Origin of the sequence: Rhodococcus sp. AQ5-07 (assembly GCF_009707305.1) — a bacterium.
Lineage (GTDB): Bacteria > Actinomycetota > Actinomycetes > Mycobacteriales > Mycobacteriaceae > Rhodococcus_F > Rhodococcus_F erythropolis.
Genome location: NZ_CP046099.1, coordinates 5,336,973 through 5,360,000, shown reverse-complemented (window position 1 = coordinate 5,360,000; position 23,028 = coordinate 5,336,973). Strand labels below are relative to the sequence as shown.

Annotated in this window: 20 protein-coding genes and 1 tRNA gene (1 of these 21 cut by a window edge); 3 read left to right on the top strand and 18 right to left on the bottom strand. The window is 63.9% G+C overall.

Features of this window, described 5'->3' with window-relative positions; translation table 11 throughout:
- The 6 genes from GJB56_RS24985 to cspE all read right to left on the bottom strand — a co-directional run.
- A protein-coding gene (locus GJB56_RS24985; RefSeq protein ID WP_113683545.1) for an RDD family protein crosses the window boundary here: on the bottom strand, window positions 1–44 show its 5' portion. 517 nt of this gene lie to the left of the window's left edge; only the first 44 of its 561 coding nucleotides appear in the window; the start codon lies at window positions 42–44; the stop codon falls past the left edge of the window.
- Between the two features lie 121 nt (window positions 45–165).
- Window positions 166–238, bottom strand: a tRNA-Thr gene (locus tag GJB56_RS24980).
- Between the two features lie 30 nt (window positions 239–268).
- Entirely contained in the window at window positions 269–1,498 is a 1,230-nt protein-coding gene (locus GJB56_RS24975) for a DNA polymerase III subunit delta' (protein WP_019746652.1), read from the bottom strand.
- Window positions 1,499–1,531: 33 nt separating this feature from the next.
- Window positions 1,532–4,468: a type I DNA topoisomerase gene (gene topA, locus GJB56_RS24970; protein ID WP_019746651.1), complete on the bottom strand. Its 2,937-nt coding sequence runs from the start codon at window positions 4,466–4,468 to the stop codon at window positions 1,532–1,534.
- 215 nt (window positions 4,469–4,683) lie between these two features.
- On the bottom strand, window positions 4,684–5,268 hold the full coding sequence (locus GJB56_RS24965) for a hypothetical protein (protein WP_003946106.1): 585 nt from the start codon (window positions 5,266–5,268) through the stop codon (window positions 4,684–4,686).
- Between the two features lie 183 nt (window positions 5,269–5,451).
- Complete coding sequence (gene cspE, locus GJB56_RS24960) at window positions 5,452–5,655, bottom strand: transcription antiterminator/RNA stability regulator CspE (protein ID WP_003946117.1); 204 nt, start codon at window positions 5,653–5,655, stop codon at window positions 5,452–5,454.
- A gap of 456 nt (window positions 5,656–6,111) precedes the next feature.
- Between cspE and GJB56_RS24955 the strand changes: the two genes are divergently transcribed.
- Window positions 6,112–8,400, top strand: coding sequence for a DEAD/DEAH box helicase (locus GJB56_RS24955; RefSeq protein ID WP_029537450.1), 2,289 nt, complete (start codon window positions 6,112–6,114; stop codon window positions 8,398–8,400).
- Between the two features lie 7 nt (window positions 8,401–8,407).
- Here GJB56_RS24955 and GJB56_RS24950 read toward each other — a convergent pair whose 3' ends face one another.
- The 7 genes from GJB56_RS24950 to ssd all read right to left on the bottom strand — a co-directional run bounded on the left by GJB56_RS24950 (window position 8,408) and on the right by ssd (window position 13,021).
- Window positions 8,408–8,758 (bottom strand): Rv3654c family TadE-like protein, encoded by a 351-nt coding sequence (locus tag GJB56_RS24950; RefSeq protein WP_019746648.1) that lies wholly within the window; start codon window positions 8,756–8,758, stop codon window positions 8,408–8,410.
- Window positions 8,755–9,114 (bottom strand): TadE family type IV pilus minor pilin, encoded by a 360-nt coding sequence (locus tag GJB56_RS24945; RefSeq protein ID WP_020968274.1) that lies wholly within the window; start codon window positions 9,112–9,114, stop codon window positions 8,755–8,757. The genes GJB56_RS24950 and GJB56_RS24945 overlap by 4 nt, the downstream gene beginning before the upstream one ends.
- On the bottom strand, window positions 9,114–9,317 hold the full coding sequence (locus GJB56_RS24940; RefSeq protein WP_020905984.1) for a DUF4244 domain-containing protein: 204 nt from the start codon (window positions 9,315–9,317) through the stop codon (window positions 9,114–9,116). The genes GJB56_RS24945 and GJB56_RS24940 overlap by 1 nt, the downstream gene beginning before the upstream one ends.
- 65 nt (window positions 9,318–9,382) lie before the next feature.
- Window positions 9,383–9,967: a type II secretion system F family protein gene (locus GJB56_RS24935; RefSeq protein WP_019746645.1), complete on the bottom strand. Its 585-nt coding sequence runs from the start codon at window positions 9,965–9,967 to the stop codon at window positions 9,383–9,385.
- On the bottom strand, window positions 9,964–10,752 hold the full coding sequence (locus tag GJB56_RS24930) for a type II secretion system F family protein (protein ID WP_019746644.1): 789 nt from the start codon (window positions 10,750–10,752) through the stop codon (window positions 9,964–9,966). The genes GJB56_RS24935 and GJB56_RS24930 overlap by 4 nt, the downstream gene beginning before the upstream one ends.
- A complete protein-coding gene (locus GJB56_RS24925; protein ID WP_092765749.1) occupies window positions 10,749–11,930 on the bottom strand; it encodes a TadA family conjugal transfer-associated ATPase in 1,182 nt (393 codons plus the stop codon). Before GJB56_RS24925 ends, GJB56_RS24930 begins: the two co-directional genes overlap by 4 nt.
- Window positions 11,927–13,021, bottom strand: a complete 1,095-nt coding sequence (gene ssd / locus GJB56_RS24920; RefSeq protein WP_019746642.1) for a septum site-determining protein Ssd — start codon at window positions 13,019–13,021, stop codon at window positions 11,927–11,929. The genes GJB56_RS24925 and ssd overlap by 4 nt, the downstream gene beginning before the upstream one ends.
- Before the next feature lie 312 nt (window positions 13,022–13,333).
- Here ssd and GJB56_RS24915 point away from each other — a divergent pair, with 312 nt between their 5' ends.
- The gene (locus GJB56_RS24915; RefSeq protein ID WP_019746641.1) at window positions 13,334–14,152 is read left to right on the top strand and encodes an HAD-IB family hydrolase; all 819 of its coding nucleotides are present in this window, start codon (window positions 13,334–13,336) and stop codon (window positions 14,150–14,152) included.
- A gap of 390 nt (window positions 14,153–14,542) precedes the next feature.
- On the opposite strand, the gene GJB56_RS24910 is transcribed toward GJB56_RS24915, so the two are convergent.
- The 5 genes from GJB56_RS24910 to GJB56_RS24890 all read right to left on the bottom strand — a co-directional run bounded on the left by GJB56_RS24910 (window position 14,543) and on the right by GJB56_RS24890 (window position 20,696).
- Complete coding sequence (locus GJB56_RS24910; RefSeq protein ID WP_020905979.1) at window positions 14,543–15,292, bottom strand: hypothetical protein; 750 nt, start codon at window positions 15,290–15,292, stop codon at window positions 14,543–14,545.
- 56 nt (window positions 15,293–15,348) lie between these two features.
- Entirely contained in the window at window positions 15,349–17,073 is a 1,725-nt protein-coding gene (locus tag GJB56_RS24905) for a dipeptide ABC transporter ATP-binding protein (RefSeq protein WP_113683565.1), read from the bottom strand.
- A 5-nt stretch (window positions 17,074–17,078) separates the two neighbouring features.
- A complete protein-coding gene (locus GJB56_RS24900; RefSeq protein WP_019746638.1) occupies window positions 17,079–18,035 on the bottom strand; it encodes an ABC transporter permease in 957 nt (318 codons plus the stop codon).
- A complete protein-coding gene (locus tag GJB56_RS24895) occupies window positions 18,028–18,954 on the bottom strand; it encodes an ABC transporter permease (RefSeq protein ID WP_019746637.1) in 927 nt (308 codons plus the stop codon). Before GJB56_RS24895 ends, GJB56_RS24900 begins: the two co-directional genes overlap by 8 nt.
- Window positions 18,955–19,079: 125 nt before the next feature.
- Window positions 19,080–20,696, bottom strand: coding sequence for a peptide ABC transporter substrate-binding protein (locus GJB56_RS24890; protein ID WP_020968269.1), 1,617 nt, complete (start codon window positions 20,694–20,696; stop codon window positions 19,080–19,082).
- A 364-nt stretch (window positions 20,697–21,060) separates the two neighbouring features.
- Between GJB56_RS24890 and acs the strand changes: the two genes are divergently transcribed.
- The gene (gene acs, locus GJB56_RS24885) at window positions 21,061–22,992 is read left to right on the top strand and encodes an acetate--CoA ligase (protein ID WP_113683544.1); all 1,932 of its coding nucleotides are present in this window, start codon (window positions 21,061–21,063) and stop codon (window positions 22,990–22,992) included.
- Window positions 22,993–23,028 lie beyond the last annotated feature (36 nt).

Below are 23,028 nucleotides of genomic sequence, written 5' to 3'. Positions count from 1 at the left end.
TGATTCTGCGATGGTTGGCCTGGTCCCCAGTTCTGATCCGACATCGAGGTCTCTCCTGTTCAGGCACGTGTTCGCCGAACTCAGGATAAACCGCACATACGCAAGAATTGGGAACTAACGACAAGAGCCCCACATCCGGATTTCCGGGTGTGGGGCTCTTGGCTGAGCTGCCTGAGAGAATCGAACTCTCGACCTTTTCATTACGAGTGAAATGCTCTACCGACTGAGCTAAGGCAGCGTGCCTTTCGGCGGTGGCGAGTCTATCTGGTCAACCCCCGGATCGCGAAAACGGGGGTCGGAAAGCGGCTCCGATGGAGGCAACCATCGCATCGAGCGCCCACTGCAACTTGACGTTGAAGTCGACGGCCTCGCGGCATTCGAGCACCGCTTCGATGCACTTGAGCAACCCCTCCGGGGACGTTCGTGCAGCCAACTCGGCGGCCTGCCGAGCCATGTCGGGATGGGTCGCCGTCGACGTCGACCCCAGCGAATAGGAAAGCGCGTCCCGGTACATGCCGGCCAGGTCGATCAGCGTCCGGTCGAGAAGATCGCGGCGGGCCCGGGTGTCGCGCGATTTCTGGCGTGCTTCGAGGTCCTTGATCAGACCAGCCGATCCGCGCAGAGTCCCGGCTGTTCCCTTGCCGGTTCCACCGCCACCCAAGGAGACCTTGAGCTCCTCGAGTTCCTGTTCCTTGAGTTCGGCGTAGAACGCCTTGGTGTCAGCCTCGATCGACTTCACCAAGTTCTCTGCGGCCTTGTACGCCGTCGAAGCACCGATCGCGTCTGCGGCCAGCCGAAGCGAACGCTGACGCTCGTCCCGCGCGCTCTCGTCGGTGGCGAGGCGCCGCGCCCGACCGACATGTCCGCCGCTGATCGATGCGGCGATTCTCGCCCGCTCCGGATCCAGCCCGTCGCGGTCGATCAGTACCTGAGCGATCGATTCGACGGACGGCGTCACCAACGGCATGTGCCTACACCGCGAACGGAGGGTGACAGACATGTCTTCCGGATCGGTCGTCGGCGCGCAGAGCAGGATGACCGTGCGGTCCGGTGGCTCCTCGACAACCTTCAGCAGGGCGTTGGCTGCGCCTTCGGTCAAACGATCGGCATCCTCGACCACGATGACCTGCCACCGCCCCGTCGTCGGCCGACGCGAAGCGATGTTGACTATCTCGCGCATGCCTTTGACGCTGATGCTCAGGCCGTCGGGGATGATCCGGCGTACGTCACCGTGGGTTCCACCCATCGTCGTCGTACACGCATGACACTCACCGCACCCTGGTGCACCGTCGGAGGTGCATTGCAGGGCTGCGGCGAAGCAGAGAGCAGCAACCGAACGACCAGAGCCGGGTGGCCCGGTGAAGAGCCACGCGTGGGTCATCTCCGAGCCGCTGGAATCGCCACGAGCCGACAGTGCAGCATCACGCAGGCTCTGCTCGACGTCGTGCTGACCCACCAGCCGACCGAACACACCTCGTTCGGCCACTTCAGTACTCATGCAAAAACCCTAACCGTCGGCACCGACGAAGCCTTACGAGTCCTTCTTCGCGGGAGCCTTCTTGGCGGCAGCCTTCTTGGCCGGGGCCTTTTTTGCGGCTGTTTTCTTGGCAGCGGCCTTCTTTGCCGGAGCCTTCTTGGCAGCAGCCTTCTTCTTGACCGGGCCGCGCGCACGACGATCAGCCAGCAACTCCGACGCACGAGCATCGGAAATGGATTCGACGTCGTCGTCCTTGCGAAGGCTGGCGTTGGTCTCGCCGTCAGTGACGTACGGACCGAAACGGCCGTCCTTGATCACCATCGGCTTCTCGCTGACCGGATCGACGCCCAACTCACGCAACGGAGGCGTTGCCGATGCCTGACGCCCACGACGCTTCGGCTCGGCGTAGATCTTGAGCGCTTCGTCGAGCGTGACGGTGAACATCTGCTCTTCGTTGGCGAGCGAGCGTGAGTCCGTGCCCTTCTTCAGGTACGGACCGTAACGGCCGTTCTGCGCGGTGATCTCTTCCTTGGATTCGGGGTCGACACCCACCACGCGCGGAAGCGACAGCAGACGAAGTGCATCTTCCAAGGTGATCGTCGCCAAATCCATGGACTTGAGCAGCGATCCCGTCCGCGGCTTGGGGCCCGCGACCTTCTTGGCAGCCTTCTTCGCGGGTGCCTTCTTGGCTGCGGCCTTCTTCACCGCAGTCTTGGTACTGCCCGAACTGATTTCTTCCGGCTCGGGAGCGGAGACGGGAACGATGTCCGGTTCCGGCTCGGCCGGCGGTTCGGGCAGGATCTCGGTCACGTAGGGACCGAAGCGGCCTTCCTTCGCGACGATCTCGTGGCCCGTCAGTGGGTCGACGCCCAGCTTGCGGCCCTCTTGAGGCGTCGAGAACAGTTTCTCGGCGTACTCGGGAGTGAGCTCGTCCGGCGGCAGGTCGTCGGGAAGATTTGCCCGCTGCGAGATCAGATCGCCTTCGGGATCGTCCGGGTTCTGAACCATGCGCTCGAGATACGGGCCGAACCGGCCGACGCGCACGTGAACCTCGCGGCCCTCGGCGTCGTCGAAGAGACGGATGGAGTTGACCTCGCGAGCGTCGATCTCCTCGAGGTTGACACCGACCATCTTCTTCAGCCCGCCCTCGCGGGCGACCGATCCCTCTGCGCCTGTCTCGCCGCCGAAGTAGAAGCTGCTCAGCCAGTTGCCACGCTGCTCACGACCGCCGGCGATCGCGTCGAGATCGTCTTCCATTCCTGCCGTGAAGTCGAAGTCGACCAGCCGGCCGAAGTGCACCTCGAGCAGTCCGATGACGGCAAACGCCACCCAGGACGGAACCAGCGCGCTGCCACGTTTGTAGACGTATCCGCGATCGAGGATGGTCTTGATGATCGACGAGTAGGTCGAAGGACGGCCGATGCCGAGTTCTTCGAGCGTCTTGATCAGGCTGGCTTCTGTGTAGCGAGCGGGCGGGTTGGTGCTGTGCCCGTCCGGATCGAGCTTGGTGGCCGTGACTTCCTGGCCCTTGACCAGTACCGGAAGCCTGGATTCGGCGTCGTCGGACTGACCGCCGGCTTCTTCGTCGACACTTTCGACGTAAGCCTTGAGGAAGCCGGCGAACACGATGGTGCGACCCGAAGCGGAGAACGTGCAGTCCTCGCCGGTGCCTGCCGTGCCGGAGATGCGGAGCGTCAGCGTCGTACCGCGGGCGTCGGCCATCTGCGAAGCGACGGTCCGCTGCCAGATCAGTTCGTACAGCTTGAACTCGTCGGAATCGAGCTTGGAGTGCAGCTGACCCGGGGTCTGGAACACGTCGCCGGCGGGGCGGATCGCCTCGTGCGCTTCCTGCGCGTTCTTGACCTTGCGGGTGTACTGACGCGGCGTCGGATGCACGTATTCCGGACCGTACAACTCGGTGGCCTGCGCACGAGCGGCTGCGATCGCCGACTCCGAGAGCGTCGTCGAGTCGGTACGCATGTAGGTGATGTAGCCGTTTTCGTACAGACGCTGCGCGATGCGCATGGCGCGCTCGGACGTGAAACGAAGTTTGCGTCCGGCTTCCTGCTGGAGCGTCGACGTCATGAACGGCGGGTAAGGCTTGCGCGTGTACGGCTTGTCCTCGGCGGAGGAAACCGTGAGGTCGACGCCCTGCAACGCTTCCGCGAGACGACGCGCGTACGCCTCGTCGAGCACGGTGACTGCGCTGCCCTTGAGCTTTCCGTCAGCTCCGAAATCACGGCCGGAGGCGACACGCGAACCGTCGACGGAGACCAGGCGAGCACCGAAACTACGCGGGCTGGCCTCCGCACCGGCGTCGAGCGTCGCGGAAATGTCCCAGTACGACGCCGACTTGAACGCCATGCGCTCGCGTTCACGCTGGACGATGACGCGAGTGGCCACCGACTGGACGCGGCCGGCCGAGAGCTTCGGCATGACCTTCTTCCAGAGAACCGGGCTGACCTCGTAACCGTAGAGACGGTCGAGGATGCGGCGGGTTTCCTGAGCATCGACGAGGTCGGTGTCGAGTTCGCGGGTGTCTTCGGCGGCAGCACGGATTGCCGGCTCGGTGATCTCGTGGAAGACCATTCGACGAACCGGAATCTTGGGCTTGAGAGTCTCGAGGAGATGCCAGGCGATTGCCTCGCCCTCGCGGTCGGGGTCAGTTGCGAGGAAGAGCTCGTCGGCGTCCTTCAACAGAGACTTGAGTTCGGCGACCTTGCCCTTCTTTTCCGGGCTCACGACATAGAGCGGCTCGAAGTCGTGATCGACGTTGACGCCGAGACGGGCCCATGACTCGCCCTTGTACTTGGCCGGAACGTCTGCTGCGCCGCGCGGCAGGTCGCGAATGTGACCGACCGATGCCTCTACGACGTAGTCCTTACCGAGGTAGGGAGCGATTTTGCGCGCCTTGGTCGGTGACTCGACGATCACGAGGCGACGAGGGTTACCGGACGCTCCCTGACCGCTGCCGTTGTCCGCTTTAGCCACCTGCTGCCCGAGCCTTCCTTTGGACGTTCACTGCCGTCGGCAGATCTTCAGAACTAGACGTGTGGAGCAAGTTATACCCCGTGTCTCTCTTTACAGAGTGACATACCCGCAAGACATTCGTGCAGATCAGTACAGTATGGGCTCCGTCGGACACGCGGCATGAGCACCGTCGGACACGCGGCATGAGCACCGTCGGACGCGAGGCAAGAGCACTGTCAGACGTGCGGCCAGGCGACCGAAGTGTCGACGTGTTTCGGCGCCTCACCGAGGTATTCGACGAGCTTTGTCAGTCTCTTCTTTCCCGACACACGGAGCCCCGGGCCCGGTGTCCGGTTACCCAGTTGAGTCGGCGCGATACCAACCCGCATCAAGGCCTGAGCCAGCGGTGCGTGCGTCTCCTTGGCATGGGGGTCGAGGCCGAACACGAATCGCTCGCCGCCTTCTTCGAGCCTGCCGGCCGCGACGGCCCACACCCGGAGTTGGCGGGAGTTCGGTACCCAACCGACCGGCACCGCCTTCACAGCTCCCTTGGTCCACTGCACGGACAGCGGAAGGAGTGCGGGCGTCGACTGAGTGCGGACCAATGGGCTGCCTTCTTCACTACGCGTCACCTCGGCCCCGAGTCCGCACTGCGCGATCAACTCGGCAACGGCCTGCGCTCTCCAGTCCCGATCCACGACGATCGAGATCCGGGCCCGGTCCTCCGAGGTCACGACCTGACCCGGTCCGGCCAGCATTCCGGCGAGGTCCGTCACGGCAGGTGGAATCGACTCGGCAGAGAAAAAGGACAGTTGGCTCACAGAGTGAAACGTAAGCCACGAAGGTACTGACGGCATAGACGACCGGCCGTGGTCGAACAGCTGCGTGCATTACCTCGGACAGAGAAAGACTGGCTCAGCCCGAAAAGATTTGTCCCCCACCGCACGGATGCGATGGGGGACAAATACTGTCCGAACTAATCGCTCAGCGAGTGAGCGGAAAAATCAGACCGCGCGAACGCCGGTAGCCTGGGGACCCTTGGTGCCCTGGCCGACCTCGAACTCCACACGCTGGTTCTCCTCGAGGGTACGGAAGCCGTTGCCCTGAATTTCGGAGTAGTGAACGAAGACGTCTGCGGAACCGTCTTCGGGAGCGATGAAGCCGAAGCCCTTTTCAGCGTTGAACCACTTCACAGTGCCCTGTGCCATGCTTTTCCTTCTCTTTCTAACACCGGATTCGGTGAACAGCCCTTACAGTCCACCGGGCCGGTTCCGACCGCTGTACGTCTTTATTTCCCCCTCAGGAAAGGCAGAGCACCGCGCCCGCAACAACGATCCTGCGAGCGTGCACTTTCTCAAGCCTACGAACACAGAAGCTGCGACCGATTGTCAGTCAACCATGTTCTCCGCGTGCACAACAGTCGAAAAGGGAACTAAAAACGTTAAAAGTTCGCTACGAGAAAAACGGCCCACGATCGTGGCTTCCCGCTTCCGCGCCGACCACCCGGTTCCACCAAGACCGCCGGCCGTTGCGTATCATCAAAACTGCAGGTAGCGACAGTTTCCGATTGCCGCCACACCCCAACGCCGAGCCCGGAGAGTCACGTGAACGCACCTTCCCCGATCCCCGCCCAGGGAGGGAAGCCTGGCGACACCTACGGGCAGATGCTGCTCGATCGCGTCGTCGCCGGGGTCAGTGGAAGCGAAAAACCACTGATGTTCACCGCGCAGTTGCCTGCTCGCGTAGCCGAGTTCACCGAATGGCCGGAGTGGGTGCACCCCAGCGTCGTACGCGCGCTCGCCGAGCACAGCGTGCGGTCCCCGTGGATCCACCAGAGTGAGGCCGCCGACCTCGCTCACGAGGGAAAACACGTGGTCGTGGCCACCGGTACGGCGTCGGGTAAGTCACTGGCATACCAACTCCCGGTGCTGACGGCCATGGCGACCGATCCGCTCGCAACTGCCCTGTACCTCTCCCCCACCAAAGCGCTGGGCTCGGATCAACTGCGAGCAGTGCTGTCCCTCACCGACTTCGACGTCGAACTTCGCAGCACGAATGCCAGTGCGTACGACGGCGACACCTCGCAGGAACTCCGCACCTGGGCACGCGAGAACTCACGCTGGCTCTTCACCAACCCCGACATGATCCACATTTCGCTGCTCCGCACCCATCAGCGATGGGCGCACTTCTTCCGCAACCTGAAATACGTGATCATCGACGAATGCCACTCCTACAGGGGAGTCTTCGGATCCAACGTCGCGCTCGTGATCCGGCGACTGCGCAGGATTGCAGCGCGCTACGGCGCCGAACCTACCTTCATCCTGGCCAGCGCGACCACGGCAGATCCCGGCGCGGCGGCCTCGCGGCTCATCGGCGCACACTGCACCGAGGTCACGGAAGACGGATCGCCGCACGGCCCACGCACCGTCGCACTGTGGGAGCCGCCGCTACTCGAGGCATTGACCGGTGAAAACGGTAGCCCGGTACGACGTCCCGCGGGCGCGGAAGCAGCGCGGATCATGGCCGACCTCATGATCGAGGGCGCCCGTACTCTCACCTTCGTCCGCTCCCGCCGCGGTGCCGAACTGACCGCGATGGCCACCAAACGTCTACTCGCCGAGGTGGACCCGGACCTCGCCGAGCGAGTCGCGTCGTATCGCGCCGGATATCTGGCCGAGGACCGTCGCGAACTGGAAGCTGCGCTCGCCGACGGCACGCTGCTGGGCGCAGCCACCACCAACGCGCTGGAGCTCGGCGTCGACATCGCAGGCCTCGACGCCGTTGTCGTGGCAGGCTTCCCGGGGACCGTTGCCTCGTTCTGGCAGCAGGCCGGTCGCTCCGGGCGACGCGGCGAGGGTTCACTCGTCGTGTTGATCGCCCGCGACGATCCACTCGACACCTACCTCGTTCACCATCCGTCGGCGGTACTCGACAAACCCGTCGAGGCGACGGTGACAGATCCCGGAAATCCGTACGTCCTGGGACCACAACTTCTCTGCGCTGCAATGGAACTCCCACTTTCCGATGTCGAGGTGGACGCTTTCGGGGCTCTCGAGGTTCTGACCAGGCTGTCGGAGGAAGGCAAGATCCGGCGCCGAAAGCACGGATGGTTCGTCACCGCCGATTCGAACCCCCACGGCTCTTTGGACATTCGCGGCGGTATCGGAACTCAGGTGGCCATTGTCGACGGTGAATCCGGCCGGATGCTGGGTACTGTCGATGCGGGCCGCGCTCCGGCCACAGTTCATCCCGGTGCCGTGCACATTCATCAAGGCGAGACCTATGTCGTCGATGAACTGGACCTCGACGTCGGACTCGCATTGGTACACACCGAGAATCCGGACTGGACCACCTCGGCCCGCGAGACCACCGAAATCACGATCACCGAACAACTCGAGCACAAGAACTACGGCGACATCGCCGTCGCTCTCGTCCAGGTCGAGGTGACACATCAAGTCGTCGGGTACCTACGACGGTTGACTTCGGGTGAAGTCCTCGACTCGATCGAACTCGACATGCCCGCACACACTTTGCCCACCAGGGCAGTGATGTACACGGTCACGCCGGAACTACTCGAATCCATCGGGGTGCCGCCCGAACGGTTCCCCGGATCACTGCATGCCGCCGAACATGCCGCGATCGGCCTGCTGCCACTGGTGGCGATCTGCGACCGCGGAGACATCGGCGGCGTATCGACGGCGATGCACGCGGACACCGGACTCCCGACCGTCTTCGTCTACGACGGTCACGCCGGCGGCGCCGGGTTCGCCGACCGGGGGCACAGCGAACTGTCACGGTGGCTCACCGCGACGCGCGACGCCATACTCTCCTGCGAGTGCGCTCACGGATGCCCGTCCTGCGTCTATTCACCCAAGTGCGGCAACGGAAACGACCCACTCGACAAAGACGGCGCGGTCAAGGTTCTGACCGCCGTCATCGATACGATCAGCTGAGACACGATCAGCCGATCGGACCCGCACGAGCGTAGGCCTGCGCATCGCCGATCCCGAAGCCCGACAACAACACCGGTGCACGTATCTCGACAACTACATCCCACCCCTGCACCTCACATTCCGCGAGCACCGTACGCATACGCTCCGCGATCGCCGCGGACTTCGCACACGCAGACGCCTCACCTCCGTCCAAGGCGCCCGCACCGCCGAGAGCCGAAAGATCAGCGGCCGACTGAGCAGTGTGCCGGGCCACCACCGCGGACCCGACATGCAGCATCCCACCAGTCACCATCACGATCGCTGCCAGAACGCAGCACGCCAGAACCGTCGCAACACCTTCGTCGTCACGTAGGTTCACCCCTCTTCCACCCCTGACTCCACAGCTGCCACCGCCTCGGAAGAAATGTCGACCAACGGCAGCAACGTACTCTCGGCGCTGACAACGGCAACGGCAAAGCCGTCAACGATCTCCACCGAGATCGACGCATCTTGGGGTGCGATCCGGCGGGCCGTGGCGACCGCAGACTCACGATCACCACGTGCCACCAACCGCGCGGCCTCACGAGCTGCGTCGACACACCGCACCTGCATCGACACCGCGAGGACGCCACCGATACACAGCACGACCACCGTGACGATCGAAGCCAGAGCAATCGCGGCCTCCACCGTCACGGCGCCGTCGTCGGCTTGCCGAATACCTCTCGTGGACAACATCACACAGCTGTCTTGAGCGCCTTGTCGATGATACCTGTCAGCGCCGAGACAATGGAGTCGCCGGTGACAACCGTGTACAGGACGGCACCGAATGCGGCAGCCGCAATCGTGCCGATCGCATACTCCGCGGTAGACATACCGTCGTCCTCCGTTACCAACAGCGCAAATCTGGCCGACATCGTCCTGAACGTCTTCGAAATCATTTTTCCCCCTTCAATCAAAACCTGTGGCAGCAGTTCTGCCGCAGGAGCTTTCACACGGATCCGGCTCACAACAGGCCATTCCCGAGCACAGTCGTGGCAAGCCCGATCACCACCGGGACGATGCCCAAGGCGATGAACGCCGGCAGGAAACACAGTCCGAGTGGACCGCTGATCAGCACTCCCGCACGTTCGGCCGCGGCAGCAGCCAGATCCTCGGCGTCACCTCGACTGCGCTCGGCGAGTTCGGCCATGGACGAGGACAGCGACGAACCCGAACGGGCGGAACGCCGAGCCATTCTGGCCAGCGCCTCGGTATCGGGATCGAGAGCGGCTTCGCTCCACGCGGCGTCGGGATCAGCACCGAGCGTGAGAAGGTCGGCGACGCGACTGAGCGTGTCGGCCATCGGTTTCGGTGCCGTCGACGCCATCGCTGTGATCGCGGCGGAGACGGGAAGCCCCGCTCGCAGGCAGGCCCCGAGAAGGTCGAGACTTGCGGCAACCGCGAGTGGATCCGGCTTGTCCGGGGCTGAAACCGAATTTTCTGTTGTTGTGTCCGCGAACAGAATTTCTGCCGCCCTGGCCGAAGCGCCGCGGCGAGCGGGAATGATCGCGAGCGCCAACGCGATCATCGCCACGGATGCCCAACTCACGACGTGACCTTCGCAGTTATCCGGTCGGTCCAGAGCAAACCAGCTGAGACACAGGCAGTTCCGATCACGAGCAGCACGCCGCCGAGCCCACCGCCGAACAGCACGCGCAGAGGCGACGCCCCCATCAACTGGCCGAGGCCGATCCCCAGCAGCGGTAGAAAAGCCAGCACCGCAGCCGTCGCCCGAGCGCCCGCCAACCCGGCCTCGGTGCGCTGACGAAAGCGTCTACGCCCCAACATGTCCGTCCGGACCGCGCCGAGTAGTTCAGCCAGAGCCAGACCGTGTTGGTCTGCGACCCGCCAGACGGATCCGATACGGAAGAACTCACGCTCGATGCACGAATCCGGTACCGCGAAGGCCGCCGCGGCAGAACCACCGAGACGCGCCCTGGCCCCAGCGGACCGGAACACCGCACTTACTTCGCCGGTACATTCCTCGCCTGCAACAGAACTGGCAACTGCAGGATGCGCGCCGACGCTCAGCTCGGCGATCAGCACCTCCAGACCGGAGAGCAGCATCTTCTGTGAGAGGTCCCGGTTTTCGGCCGCCTTCACGCGGCGCCCACGAAAGATCAAGGTTCCGGCGAGGACAACCGCCGCGCATCCTGCCGACAAGCCTCCGAGAACCCATGCAGCCGACACCGCGAAAAATGCGGCGACCAACTGCCACGGAATCTGCCGGGAGGGCTTGCGGATGCTCGGGGCGTACGTAGCGAGCCGAGCACGTGAATCCCGCACCGGCGCAATCGAGACCGCCAACGCGAGGACCAGGAAGGAAACTGTCACGTCCCGACCTCTCGATTGCGAAGCCGGAACATCCGCTCGAGCCGCTCACGACCCGAACCGCCGTCCGGCCATGCCTGCATGATTTGTACGTATCCGTCCGCACCGCGGTCGATGACGCCGATCTGTTCGAGACGCCTCGATCCGTCGGCCAACCGGTGCACGTGCAGGATCACTTGAACTGCCGCGGCAAGTTGACTGTGCAACGCGTGGCGATCCATACCGCCGAGCGCAGCCAACGCCTCGAGTCTGGCCGGCACCTCTTCAGGCGAATTGGCGTGAACGGTGCCGGCGCCGCCGTCGTGGCCGGTGTTCATCGCCGTGAGCAGATCCGTCACCTCTGCACCGCGGACCTCACCGACGACGATGCGATCGGGACGCATCCGCAGTGCCTGCCGAACCAGATCGCGCACCGTCACCTCTCCGACGCCCTCGACGTTGGGAGCCCTGGCGACGAGGCGGACGACGTGCGGATGCGGCGGCGCTAGTTCGGCCGCGTCCTCGACGCAGACGATTCGCTCGCGCGGGTCGACGGCGCCGAGCATGGCGGACAACAACGTGGTCTTTCCCGCGCCGGTCCCGCCGATCACCAGGAAGGCCAAGCGGCACGAGATGATGCGATCGAGGAGTTCGCGCGCGTCCGGTTCCACGGCGCCGTGAGCACACAGCGCGTCGAGACCCTGTGTTGCGGGCCGCAGCACTCGCAGTGACACGCAGGTTCCGCCCTGGGCCACCGGTGCGAGTACGGCATGAAGTCGTACCCCGAAGTGCCCGTCGCCGACGCCCCGCAGGCGGCCGTCGACCCACGGTTGGGCGTCGTCGAGGCGTCGACCTGCCGACAGTGCCAACCGCTGCGCCAGTCGACGCACGGCTGCCTCGTCGGTGAACCGGACCCCTGACCTTTCGAGGCCGACCCCGCGGTCCACCCAGACCTGATCCGGCGCGGTCACCAGTACGTCGGCGACACCGGGTTCGTGCAGCAGTGGTTCGAGCGGCCCTGCGCCTGTCAGTTCCGTCTGGAGCACCCTGACGACCTCCAACAGATCCGTGTCCGCCAGAACGCCGGAGGACTCGGCTCGCACGGCGTCGGCAACGGTGGCCGCCGTCGGCTCGGCGACCGACGACGCCGTCAGCCGCTCGCGAACTCGGTCGAGCAGTTCTGTCGTGACCAACGCACTCATGCCGCAGCCCTGCGCGGGCGTGCGCCGGATTCGACGGCATCGAGTACCGCTGTTGCCACCGCACTCAGCGGACAACCTCGGGTCAATTCGAGGCCACCGCGCTCGAGCATCGGCGCCAGCGAGCGGTGGCCGCGCATCACGGCCGTCAGCGGCAGGCCGAGCATGTCTGCCACATCGGCGCCGCGTAGGCCTCCCGGCGCCGGCCCACGCACGACGAGCCCGACATTGGAGTTGTGTCGCACCACCCAGGCTCCGACCTTCTCGGCAGCGACGCACGCAGCCACGGTGGCCGGAACCACCACGAGAACCAAATCCGACATCTCCAACGCGGCCTGACCTACCTCGCTGGGATGACGTGGCACGTCGCAGACCACGAGTCCGCCGGAACTGCGACCTGCGTCCAGCACGGCGCGAACGGCGGTCACTGTCGGACCGTCGATCTCGCGGCGACTGCTCGCCAGAACCCTCAAGAACTTTCCCTTTGCCGGCAGGGCATCGCGCAGCGCATCCGGGGCCAACCGCCCGCCCTCGACGGTCAGTGCACCCCAACGCAATCCGGGGGTCGTCTCGATGCCCAACAGCACATCAGCGCCGGAGCCGAGGGCGTCGACGTCCACCAGTAACGTCGGGACGTGACGTGCCGCCGACGTCAACGCGACAGCCGCCGCAGTTGCCGAGGCTCCGCCGCCGCCACAACCACCCACCACGCTCACGACGGTGCCGTCACCACTCACGTCTACGTGGTCGGCCAGAACTGCGACCAACGCGTTCTCCTCTTCCGGCAGGGACAGAACGCTGTCGGCTCCGATCGCGGTGGCGCTCTTCCAGTCGTCGACGGTCGGTGTGCCGTCGCACACGAGGAACACTCGCGTTCGTTTAGGGGAACGAGCCAGAGCATCCCGCGCAGCCGACGCGTCCAACACGACCGCCGAGGCCCGGTTCCACTGTTGCCGGGAAACGGGATGCTCGGCCTCGTCCAGACGGCGGTCCACCGCGGCAGCGACGCGGCGCACGCTCGCGAGGACCTTCGCGTCGTCGACGAGAACCAGAATGGGAGCCCCGGTTTCCCGAGAGTTGATCGTCGTGTTCATGACTGCAGAGCCTGAACGAGCACCGGCACCGAAAACAGTGGGTCGAGAGAGCCTGTGGACAACTGGGAAGTTGTGGAGAAACAGGCCTGAGACAGAGGACGACCCCCGCCAATGGGGGGAGGAGGCGGGGGCCGTCTGAGTTCAGCCCCGGGGGGTCGGGCTGAACTAGTTCGAACGAATCGAACAGCAACGATCTTACACCCGCCATTGGCGAGAAATGCAAGCCTGAGCTGCACTGAACTGCTGTTTTTCGCCGAAAGAGGACGCTTGCCGAGGAGCACACGAACCGCCTGTCGGACTATCCTCATTCCTGTGACCGACAAGCCTGCGAACGGACTGAATACCGGGCGGACAGCCGCTTTCTTCGATTTGGACAAAACGATCATCGCGAAGTCGAGCACCCTGGCGTTCAGCAAGCCATTCTTCGCCCAGGGTCTGATCAATCGACGCTCGGTTCTCAAGAGCAGCTATGCGCAATTCCTGTTTCTTCTGTCCGGCGCCGATCACGATCAGATGGAGCGCATGCGCGAGCACCTGACGGCGATGTGCGCGGGCTGGGACGTGGAACAGGTGAAGGCCATCGTCGCGGAGACTCTGCACGACATCGTCGACCCACTCGTCTTTGCCGAGGCGGCCGATCTGATCGCAGATCACAAGCTGCGTGGACACGACGTCATCGTGGTGTCGGCGTCGGGCGAGGAGATCGTCGCGCCGATCGCCCGCGCCCTCGGCGCCACCCATTCCGTCGCGACGTCGATGAGGGAAGAAGACGGCCACTACACCGGCGAGGTCGACTTCTACTGCTACGGTCCGGGCAAGGTCGAGGCGATGGAAAAACTCGCCGCGGAATACGGCTACGACCTCGCCGCCAGTTACGCCTACTCCGACTCGGTGACCGATTTGCCCATGCTCGAGGCGGTCGGACATCCCACCGCAGTCAACCCCGATCGTGCATTACGCAAGGAAGCGGCCGTAAACGGTTGGCCCATACTGACTTTCTCGAACCCGGTCTCGCTTCGCGCGCGATTGTCGGCCCAGTCCACGACGACGGTCGCCACTACTGCAGCGGTGGGAATCGCAGCTCTGGTGGCCGGCGCCATGACCTTCGGGCTACTGCGTCGGAAACGCTGAAATCCAATGCCCACAAACAAAAATTGGTACTTGCTGTGAGCCCGGACACAGGGTACAAAGGAGTTACGGAAGAACGGAAGGCCAGGAACGGCTCGGAAGAGAAGGACCGTTTCCCCAACCGAAATTCCTAGCACGGGCACTAGGGCACCCACGCGGAGCACAAGCCACTATAAGGGCAGAAGCGTTGTGGGCCTGCGAGATTCGTTCAATTTGAGCGAGGACCCCGCACCGGTTGCGGGGACGACCTCAGAAAGTGCGATCCCTCGCCGAGGCCACCCACACAACCCACCGAGCACGCTTGGTAACGAGTAGTCCGTGCTGACGGGCGGCGAAGTCGATTTATCGGCAGCGCCGCCCGTTCGTTATGTGCCGGCCCCGCCCTGTTGCAGACTATCCAGTCGCCGCGTCGGCGATCGAAGTCGCTTCTCGCGCACCGGCTTCGAGAGCTCCGCAGCACAAGATCACCCAACTGCCGACACCCGCTGGATTTCCCGAAGCGAATCCAGCCGCGCCGTCCGTGTACGCCTGCGGCCGCCGAAGCCAACTGACCTCGGGGACTCCCAGATTGTGCGGATCCAACCCGGACGAGACCGCAACCAGACGCGAAGCCGCACGTGCAACAATGCCGTCAGCGGTGCCGAACGGGCTCAGCGCCAAGAGTTCTCCGTGCACGACGGCCGCCAGAACCGGCGCCGGTGCACTGGTTCCGCCGGTAACGAGTTGCGCGAGAGCGTCCAACCGCTCCCCCACTCCGCGATCCGAACGTGGCCGCCCCAGTTGATCCGCGTCCTCGACGAGGTCTGCCGCGGCCAGCAGGTGCAGCCGGGCCAAAGCCTGCAGCGGGGCGCGCTTCCACGTCGACTCCATGAGGGGAAGACTGTCGCCGTCCAGAGCCTGAGCCACGCGCAGAGCACCCGCGAGAATCGGATCACCGGCCATGCCCTCGGCCGGCAATTCGGTGGTGCCACCGGCCAGCGATGCGGAAGCTCGCGCAGCGCGAACCGCGGCTTCGGCGGCAGTGGTGGGCCAACCGCGACGGTTGGTCTTGTGCCGATGAACCTCACCCAGAGCGTCGCGCGCATGATCGGCGGCGGCGCGTACGCCTGGAAGATCGACGAGGGGCTGCAAGGGGTCCGTCACGATCAACGACGGTACCCTTGCAGCCCCTCTGCGGACTTGCCTACCTACCTGTTGCGTCAGCTTCCCAGCGTGATGGACCCGCCGGGAATCGCGTCGAGCAACTTGCGGGTGTAGTCCTGTTGCGGATTGCCGAACACGTCGTCGATCGGTGCCGATTCGACGATCGAGCCACGCGACATCACCAACACGTTGTCCGCGATCTGGCGAACCACGGCCAGGTCGTGCGTGATGAAGAGGTACGTCAACCCGAACTCTGCCTGCAGGTCGTTGAGCAGGGTCAAGATCTGATCCTGCACGAGCACGTCAAGAGCGGAGACCGCCTCGTCGCAGATCACGACCTCCGGCTGAAGTGCCAACGCTCGCGCAATTGCGACGCGCTGACGCTGTCCGCCGGAGAGCTCGTTCGGGAACCGTCGCATGACCGACTGGGGCAGACCGACCTTGTCGAGAAGTTCGCGGACGCGAGCCTCCCGTTCGGCTTTGGTCCCGACCTTGTGGGTACGCAGCGGCTCTTCGATCGTGCGGTAGATCGAGTACATCGGGTCGAGCGTGCCGTAAGGGTTCTGGAAGATCGGCTGCACTCGACGACGGAACGCAAAGGTTTCCTTCGCACCGAGTTTGGACACGTCCTGACCGTCGAAGACCACGTTGCCTGCAGTGGGCTCGAGCAAACCGAGAACCATCTGCGCGACCGTCGACTTACCGGAACCCGATTCGCCGACGATTGCAGTCGTGGTTCCGCGGCGGACCTTGAAGGACACGTCGTTCACGGCTGCGAAGTCGGTGGTCTTGCGGAAACCCTTGCGCAGCTTGAACACCTTGGTCAGATGATCGACGACAAGAACGTCGTCGGTCGCCTTGCCGAAGGACTCTGCCGCACTTTCCTCGGCCTTGAAGGCTTCGGCGACCTCTTCCGCCTGTTCGCGAATCTCGGCGCGTGCCACCGACGAGCTGAGCCGCTTCGACGCCAACGACGGCGCAGCAGCGACCAGCTTCTGCGTGTACGGATGCTGCGGGCGCTTCAGAATCTCCAGTGCCGGACCGGATTCGACGATACGACCCTTGCTCATCACGATCAGATGCTCGGCGCGCTCGGCGGCCAAGCCCAGATCGTGAGTGATGAGCAGAACGGCGGTGCCGAGTTCCGTTGTCAGACCGTCTAGGTGATCGAGGATCTGACGCTGGACCGTGACGTCGAGCGCCGACGTCGGCTCGTCCGCGATCAGGAGCTTCGGACGAGCGGACAACCCGATCGCGATGAGTGCGCGCTGACGCATACCGCCCGAGAACTCGTGCGGGTACTGCCCCAACCTGCTCTCGGCTTCGGCGAGTCCTGCCTCCTCGAGCAGTTCGGCGGCCCGAACCTTGGCTGCCTTGCCCTTGGCGATCCCGTTGGCGGCCAGTGCTTCCTCGATCTGGAAGCCCACTTTCAACACGGGATTCAGATTCGACATCGGGTCCTGCGGAACCAAACCGATCTGGCTTCCCCGGATGTGGACGAAGTCCTTCTCCGAGACCTTCGAGATGTCCTTGCCGTCGAAGATGATCTCGCCTGCCGTCACCTTGCCGGTGCCGGGAAGCAGATTGATGATCGAGTGGGCGGTGGTGGACTTACCCGAACCCGATTCGCCGACGATCGCGACCGTCTGACCCGGGTAGACGGTCAGGCTGACGCCTCGAACTGCCGGAACCGGACCGGAATTGGACTGGAAAGACACCTCGAGATCACGAATCTCGAGCAACGGAGTTTCCTCCGAGGTGAGAGTTTCCTTGGTGGTCATCGTGCTCACCGCTTCCGCGACTTGGGATCGAGGGCGTCGCGCAGAGCGTCACCCATCATGATGAATCCGAGAACGGTGATCGCCAAAGCCGTTGCCGGGTAGAACAGAATGGTCGAACCCTGACGCAGCGTCACCTGTGCGTTGCTGATGTCGCCGCCCCACGAAACCTCGGTGGACGGAAGACCGATACCGAGGAAGGACAGCGTCGCCTCGGCAACGATGTACGTACCGAGCGAGATGGTGGCGACCACGATGATGGGCGCCAACGAGTTCGGGATGACGTGGCGGATCAGTGTCTTGAGCTTCGAGACACCCAACGCTTCCGAGGCCATGACGTAATCGTTGTTCTTCGCCGAGATCACCGCGCCGCGAGCGATTCTTGCCATCTGCGGCCAGCCGAAGAGCGCCAGCACGCCGACGACGGTCCAGATGGTGCGATCGGTGAACAGCTGCATGAGGACGATGGCAGCCAGGATCAGCGGGATGCCGAAGAAGATGTCGGCGACACGGGAGAGGATCGAATCGGTCCATCCGCCGTAGAAACCGGACAGCGCACCGAAGATCACGCCGATCACCAGCACCGACGCCGTGACACCGACGCCCACGAGTACGGATGCGCGAGCACCGTAGATGGTGCGCGAGTACACGTCACAGCCCTGGCGGTCGAAACCGAACCAGTGCCCTGAGGTCGGACCCTGCATGCTGTAGGTCAGGTCGCAGAACCGCGGATCGGTGCTCGTGAACAAGCTCGGAAACGCTGCGATGACGATGACCGCGAGGATGATGATCGTCGAGATGATGAACAGGGGACGCTTGCGTAGGTCGCGCCACGCATCGGTCCACATGCTCGTCGGCGCCTGATCGAGTTTGACGGCGTCCGTCTCCCCCGGTGCCGCAACTTCGGGCGGTGCCACGAAATGACTTTGCCGGACTGCGCGTCCGGTCTTCACGGTCTCAGACATAGCGGATCCTCGGATCGAGCGCGGCGTACAAGAGGTCGACGAGCAGATTCGCGATCAGGTAGATCACGATCAGGATGGTGACGAACGAAACCACCGTCGGCGCTTCACCTCTGGTCACGGCCTGGTAGATCGTGCCACCGACGCCGTTGATGTTGAAGATGCCCTCGGTGACGATGGCGCCGCCCATCAACGTTGCGAGGTCGGCACCCAGGAACGTGACCACGGGGATCAGCGAGTTGCGCAACACGTGCACGCGAACCACTCGTCCACGGGAAAGTCCCTTGGCGGTAGCGGTGCGGACGTAATCGGCAGTCAGATTCTCCGCCACGGACGTTCGGGTCAGTCGCAGTACGTACGCGAACGAGACCGAACCGAGAACCAGGGCAGGGAGCAGGAGATTGGTGAAGCTGGTGTTGCCACCGACCGTCGGCGGGACGATGCCCCATTTGACGCCGATGAAGAACTGAGCCAGGAAGCCGATCACGAAGATCGGGATGGCGATGAGAACGAGGCTGAACAGCAGGACGGTGCTGTCGAAGAATCCGCCCTTACGCAGGCCCGCGATGAGGCCGAAGCCGACACCGAAGACCGTCTCGACGATCAGTGCCATGAAGGCAAGTTTCATCGTGATCGGAAATGCTTGTGCCAGAACTTCACTGACAGGTCGTCCGGAGAACGACGTGCCGAAGTCCAGCGTGAAGATGCCCTTCAGGTACAGCAGGTACTGCTGATAGAAGGGGAGATCGAGGTGGTAGCGCTCCCGAAGCTGTGCTGCCACAGCCGGACTGAGCGCCTTGTCGCCCGCCAACGCGGCAATCGGATCACCGGGAAGCAGGAAGACCATGGCGTAGATCAGAAGAGTGGCCCCGAGAAAAACCGGGATCATTTGAAGCACTCGGCGACCGATGTACCAGAGCATCGGATCACCTCCTTGTCGATGATCGTGTACGTCAGCGGACAGTCCGGTGTGAACACGAGTTCGGGACGGCAGGCAGGGCGCCTGCCGCCCCGAACTCACGTTTCAGATGCGGATCGTTCTACGCGTCAGTTCTTTTCGATGTCTTCGTAGACCGGAACACCGTTCCAGCTGATGGTCACGTTGGAAACGTTCTCCGACCATCCACTGGCAGCGTTGCGGTACCACGTCGGAACTGCGGGCAGGTCCTTGAGCAGGACTTCCTGGGCCTGATCGAGCAGTTCCTGAGCCTTCGCCTGATCGGTCTGGCCGGCCGATTCGCGCAGGAGGCGGTCGAACTCGGGGTTGGAGTAGTCACCGTCGTTGGAGCTGCCGCCGGTCTGGTAGTTCTGCGCCAGGAAGCCGTACTGCTGCGGGTAGTCGCCCTGCCAACCGGAGCGGAAAGAGCTCTGGATGGTGCGGTCGGTGGCTTCGGTGCGGATCTGAGCGAAGGTGGCGTACTGCTTGCCCTTCGCGTCGATACCGAGGGTGTTGCGGATGCTGTTCGCCGTGGCATCGACCCATTCCTGGTGTCCGCCGTCGGAGTTGTAGGCGATCTCGAAGCTGCCGGACCACGGTGCGATGGCGTCGGCCTTGGCCCAAGCAGCCTTGGCCGCCTCGGGATCGAACTTCACGTTGCTGTTACCGGTCAGCGAGTCGTTCCAGCCCTTGATTGCGGGGCTGGTGAAGTCGAGTGCAGGCGTCCTGGTCTTGTTGAAGATCTGCTGGGTGATCTGATCGCGGTTGATCGCCATCGAGATCGCCTGACGGCGGAGCATGCCCTCTTCGCCGCTGAAGTGCGGCAGGCGACCCGGGATCGTGAACGTCTCGATGGTTGCCGACGGCTGGTTGACGGTGCGTCCGGGCAGGTCCGACTCGAAGGTCGTGACGGCGCTCGGAGGAACCTGGTCGAGAACGTCGACGTTGTTGGCCAGGAGATCGGTGTACGCCGTGTCGAGGCTGTTGTACATGATGAAGTCGACGCCGGCGTTCTTCGGCTTACGGTTGCCGTTGTAGTCCGGGTTCACGACGGTGTCGATGCGGACGTTGTGCTGCCACGCGCCGGTTCCGTCGAGCTTGTACGGGCCGTTGCCGATCGGGTTCTCACCGAAGGCGGTCATGTCCTTGAACGCGACCTCGGGCAGCGGGTAGTACGCCGTGAAGCCGAGGCGATCGGGGAACGCCGACTCGGGCTGCTTGAGTTCGATGGTGAAGGTGGAGTCGTCCACAACCTTCAGACCCGACATGGTCTGTGCCGTCGGAACCTCGGCGGCAACTTCGTCGTAGCCCTTGATCGGATCGAAGAACGATGCCTGAAGCTGAGCGTTGGTAGAGAGGGCTCCGTAGTTCCACGCGTCGACGAACGACTTCGCGGTGACGGGGGTGCCGTCCGTGAAGGTCCAGCCGTCCTTGAGCTTGACGGTGAAGTTCTGACCGTCGGTGCTCTCGATGGACTCGGCAACCTCGTTCTCCGTACCGCCGTCTGCGGTGTACGAAACGAGACCGGAGAACAGCGAGTCGAGGACGCGGCCGCCCATGTTCTCACTCGTGTTCGTGGGGATCAACGGGTTCTGAGGCTCGCCCGCCCAGGCGTTGACGACGCCACTGGACGATCCGCCCGACGAATCGCCGGACGAACATGCCGTGATCAGCACTGCCGTCATTCCGAGCGCGACCGCGCCGGTCGCTATGCGTGAGATACGCAAAGGAATTCCTTCCACATCTAAGTGACCCCGAGCATGCTCGCGGCCTGCCGACAGCCGTAACTGCCGGCGTCGTGTCGCCTACAACTGAAAGTGAACGTGACTTCGAGTTGCGGTCGAATAATGGTTTGACAATAGACACATCGAACCCGAAGCGCGCACCGCACCCATTGTTGGAAAATTGGGGGTAATTGAATTCGGGCACATTCATTCGTCGGCGGAAGTGACCACCCGTCGCATCGATTCGACCGATCGTCGCAGGACAACGGGTTGCAACGTGATGCAACGGTGCGTTTGAGCGAGCTTGTGACTACCCTCACACGGAGTCAGAAAAGTGTCGATCAACGTGGAAAGAAGGCCGTCAGCCATGACAAGCGCAGCCGAAACAGACGTCCCCCAGGCATATCCGCCGAGCGCAGAGTTCGCTGCGGCCGCCAACGCGGGACCGGAGTTGCAGGCTGCCGCAGATACCGACCGCCTCGCTTTCTGGGCGAATCAGGCTGAGCGCCTTCACTGGCACGAGAAATGGACCGACGTCCTCGACTGGACCGACGCCCCCGTCGCCAAGTGGTTCGTCGGCGGCAAGCTCAACGTCGCCTACAACTGCGTCGACCGCCACGTCCTCGCCGGCAACGGCGACCGCGTCGCCATTGCATTCGAAGGCGAACCAGGCGATTCCCGGGATCTGACCTACAACGACCTCCTCGCCGAAGTCAGCCGCGCCGCAAACACTTTCACCGACCTCGGCCTCGTCGCCGGTGACCGCGTCGCGATCTACATGCCGATGATCCCCGAAGCGATCGTCACCATGCTCGCCTGCGCCCGCCTCGGCCTGACGCACTCGGTCGTCTTCGCCGGATTCTCCGCCACCGCCCTACGCTCACGCATCGACGACGCCCAAGCCAAGCTCGTCGTCACCGTCGACGGCCAGTGGCGACGCGGCGCCGCAGCACCCATCAAAACAGCGGTCGACGAATCCGTCGCCGGAGCCGACTCCGTCCAGAACGTGTTGGTGGTCAACCGGACCGGCATCGACGTCGAGTGGACCGACGGCCGCGACCTGTGGTGGCACGAGACCGTCGCGCAGGCCTCACCTGAGCACGAAGCGCAGGCCTTCGACGCCGAACATCCCCTGTTCATCCTCTACACCTCCGGCACCACCGGTAAGCCCAAGGGCATCATCCACACCTCCGGCGGCTACCTCACCCAGGCGTCGTACACCCACCACAACGTCTTCGATCACAAAGCGGGACAAGACGTCTACTGGTGCACCGCCGACATCGGCTGGGTCACCGGACACTCCTACATCGTCTACGGGCCCCTCTCCAACGGTGTCACCCAGGTCGTCTACGAAGGCACCCCCAACTCCCCGAACGAGCACCGCCACTTCGACATCATCGAGAAGTACGGCGTCTCCATCTACTACACCGCCCCCACCCTCGTGCGGACGTTCATGAAGTGGGGCCGGGAAATCCCCGACGCCCACGACCTGTCCTCGATCCGTTTGCTCGGATCTGTGGGCGAGCCCATCAACCCCGAAGCGTGGCGCTGGTTCCGCGACGTCATCGGCGGCAACAAGGCCCCCATCGTCGACACCTGGTGGCAGACCGAGACCGGCGCGATCATGATTTCCCCGCTGCCCGGTATCACCGCCACCAAGCCCGGATCCGCGATGGCACCACTGCCGGGCATTTCCGCGAAGATCGTCGACGACGACGCCAAGCCCCTCGGCCCCGGTGGCAACGGTTACCTCGTCCTCGACGAGCCGTGGCCGGCGATGCTCCGCGGCATCTGGGGCGACATGGACCGCTACCGCGACACCTACTGGTCCCGCTACGCCGAAGAAGGCTGGTACTTCGCCGGTGACGGCGCCAAGTACGACGACGACGGCGCCCTCTGGGTCCTCGGCCGCGTCGACGACGTCATGAACGTCTCCGGTCACCGCATCTCCACCTCCGAGGTGGAGTCAGCACTGGTCAACCATCACGGAGTCGCCGAAGCTGCCGTCGTCGGTGCCGCGGACGAGACCACCGGACAGGGCATCGTCGCGTTCGTCATCCTGCGCGAAGGCGTCGAGAACACCGGCGACGTTCTGATCGCCGAGCTCAAGGCGCAGGTCTCCACCGACATCAGCCCCATCGCCAAGCCCCGTCAGATCACGATCGTGCCGGAACTGCCGAAAACCCGATCCGGCAAGATCATGCGCCGCCTCCTGCGCGACGTCGCCGAAGGCCGCGACCTCGGAGACACCTCAACCCTGGTCGATCCCAAGGTATTCGACGCAATCCGCGGCAAGTAGGGCCTTCGGCCCCGTGCGCCTTTTTGGTAGTCCCCA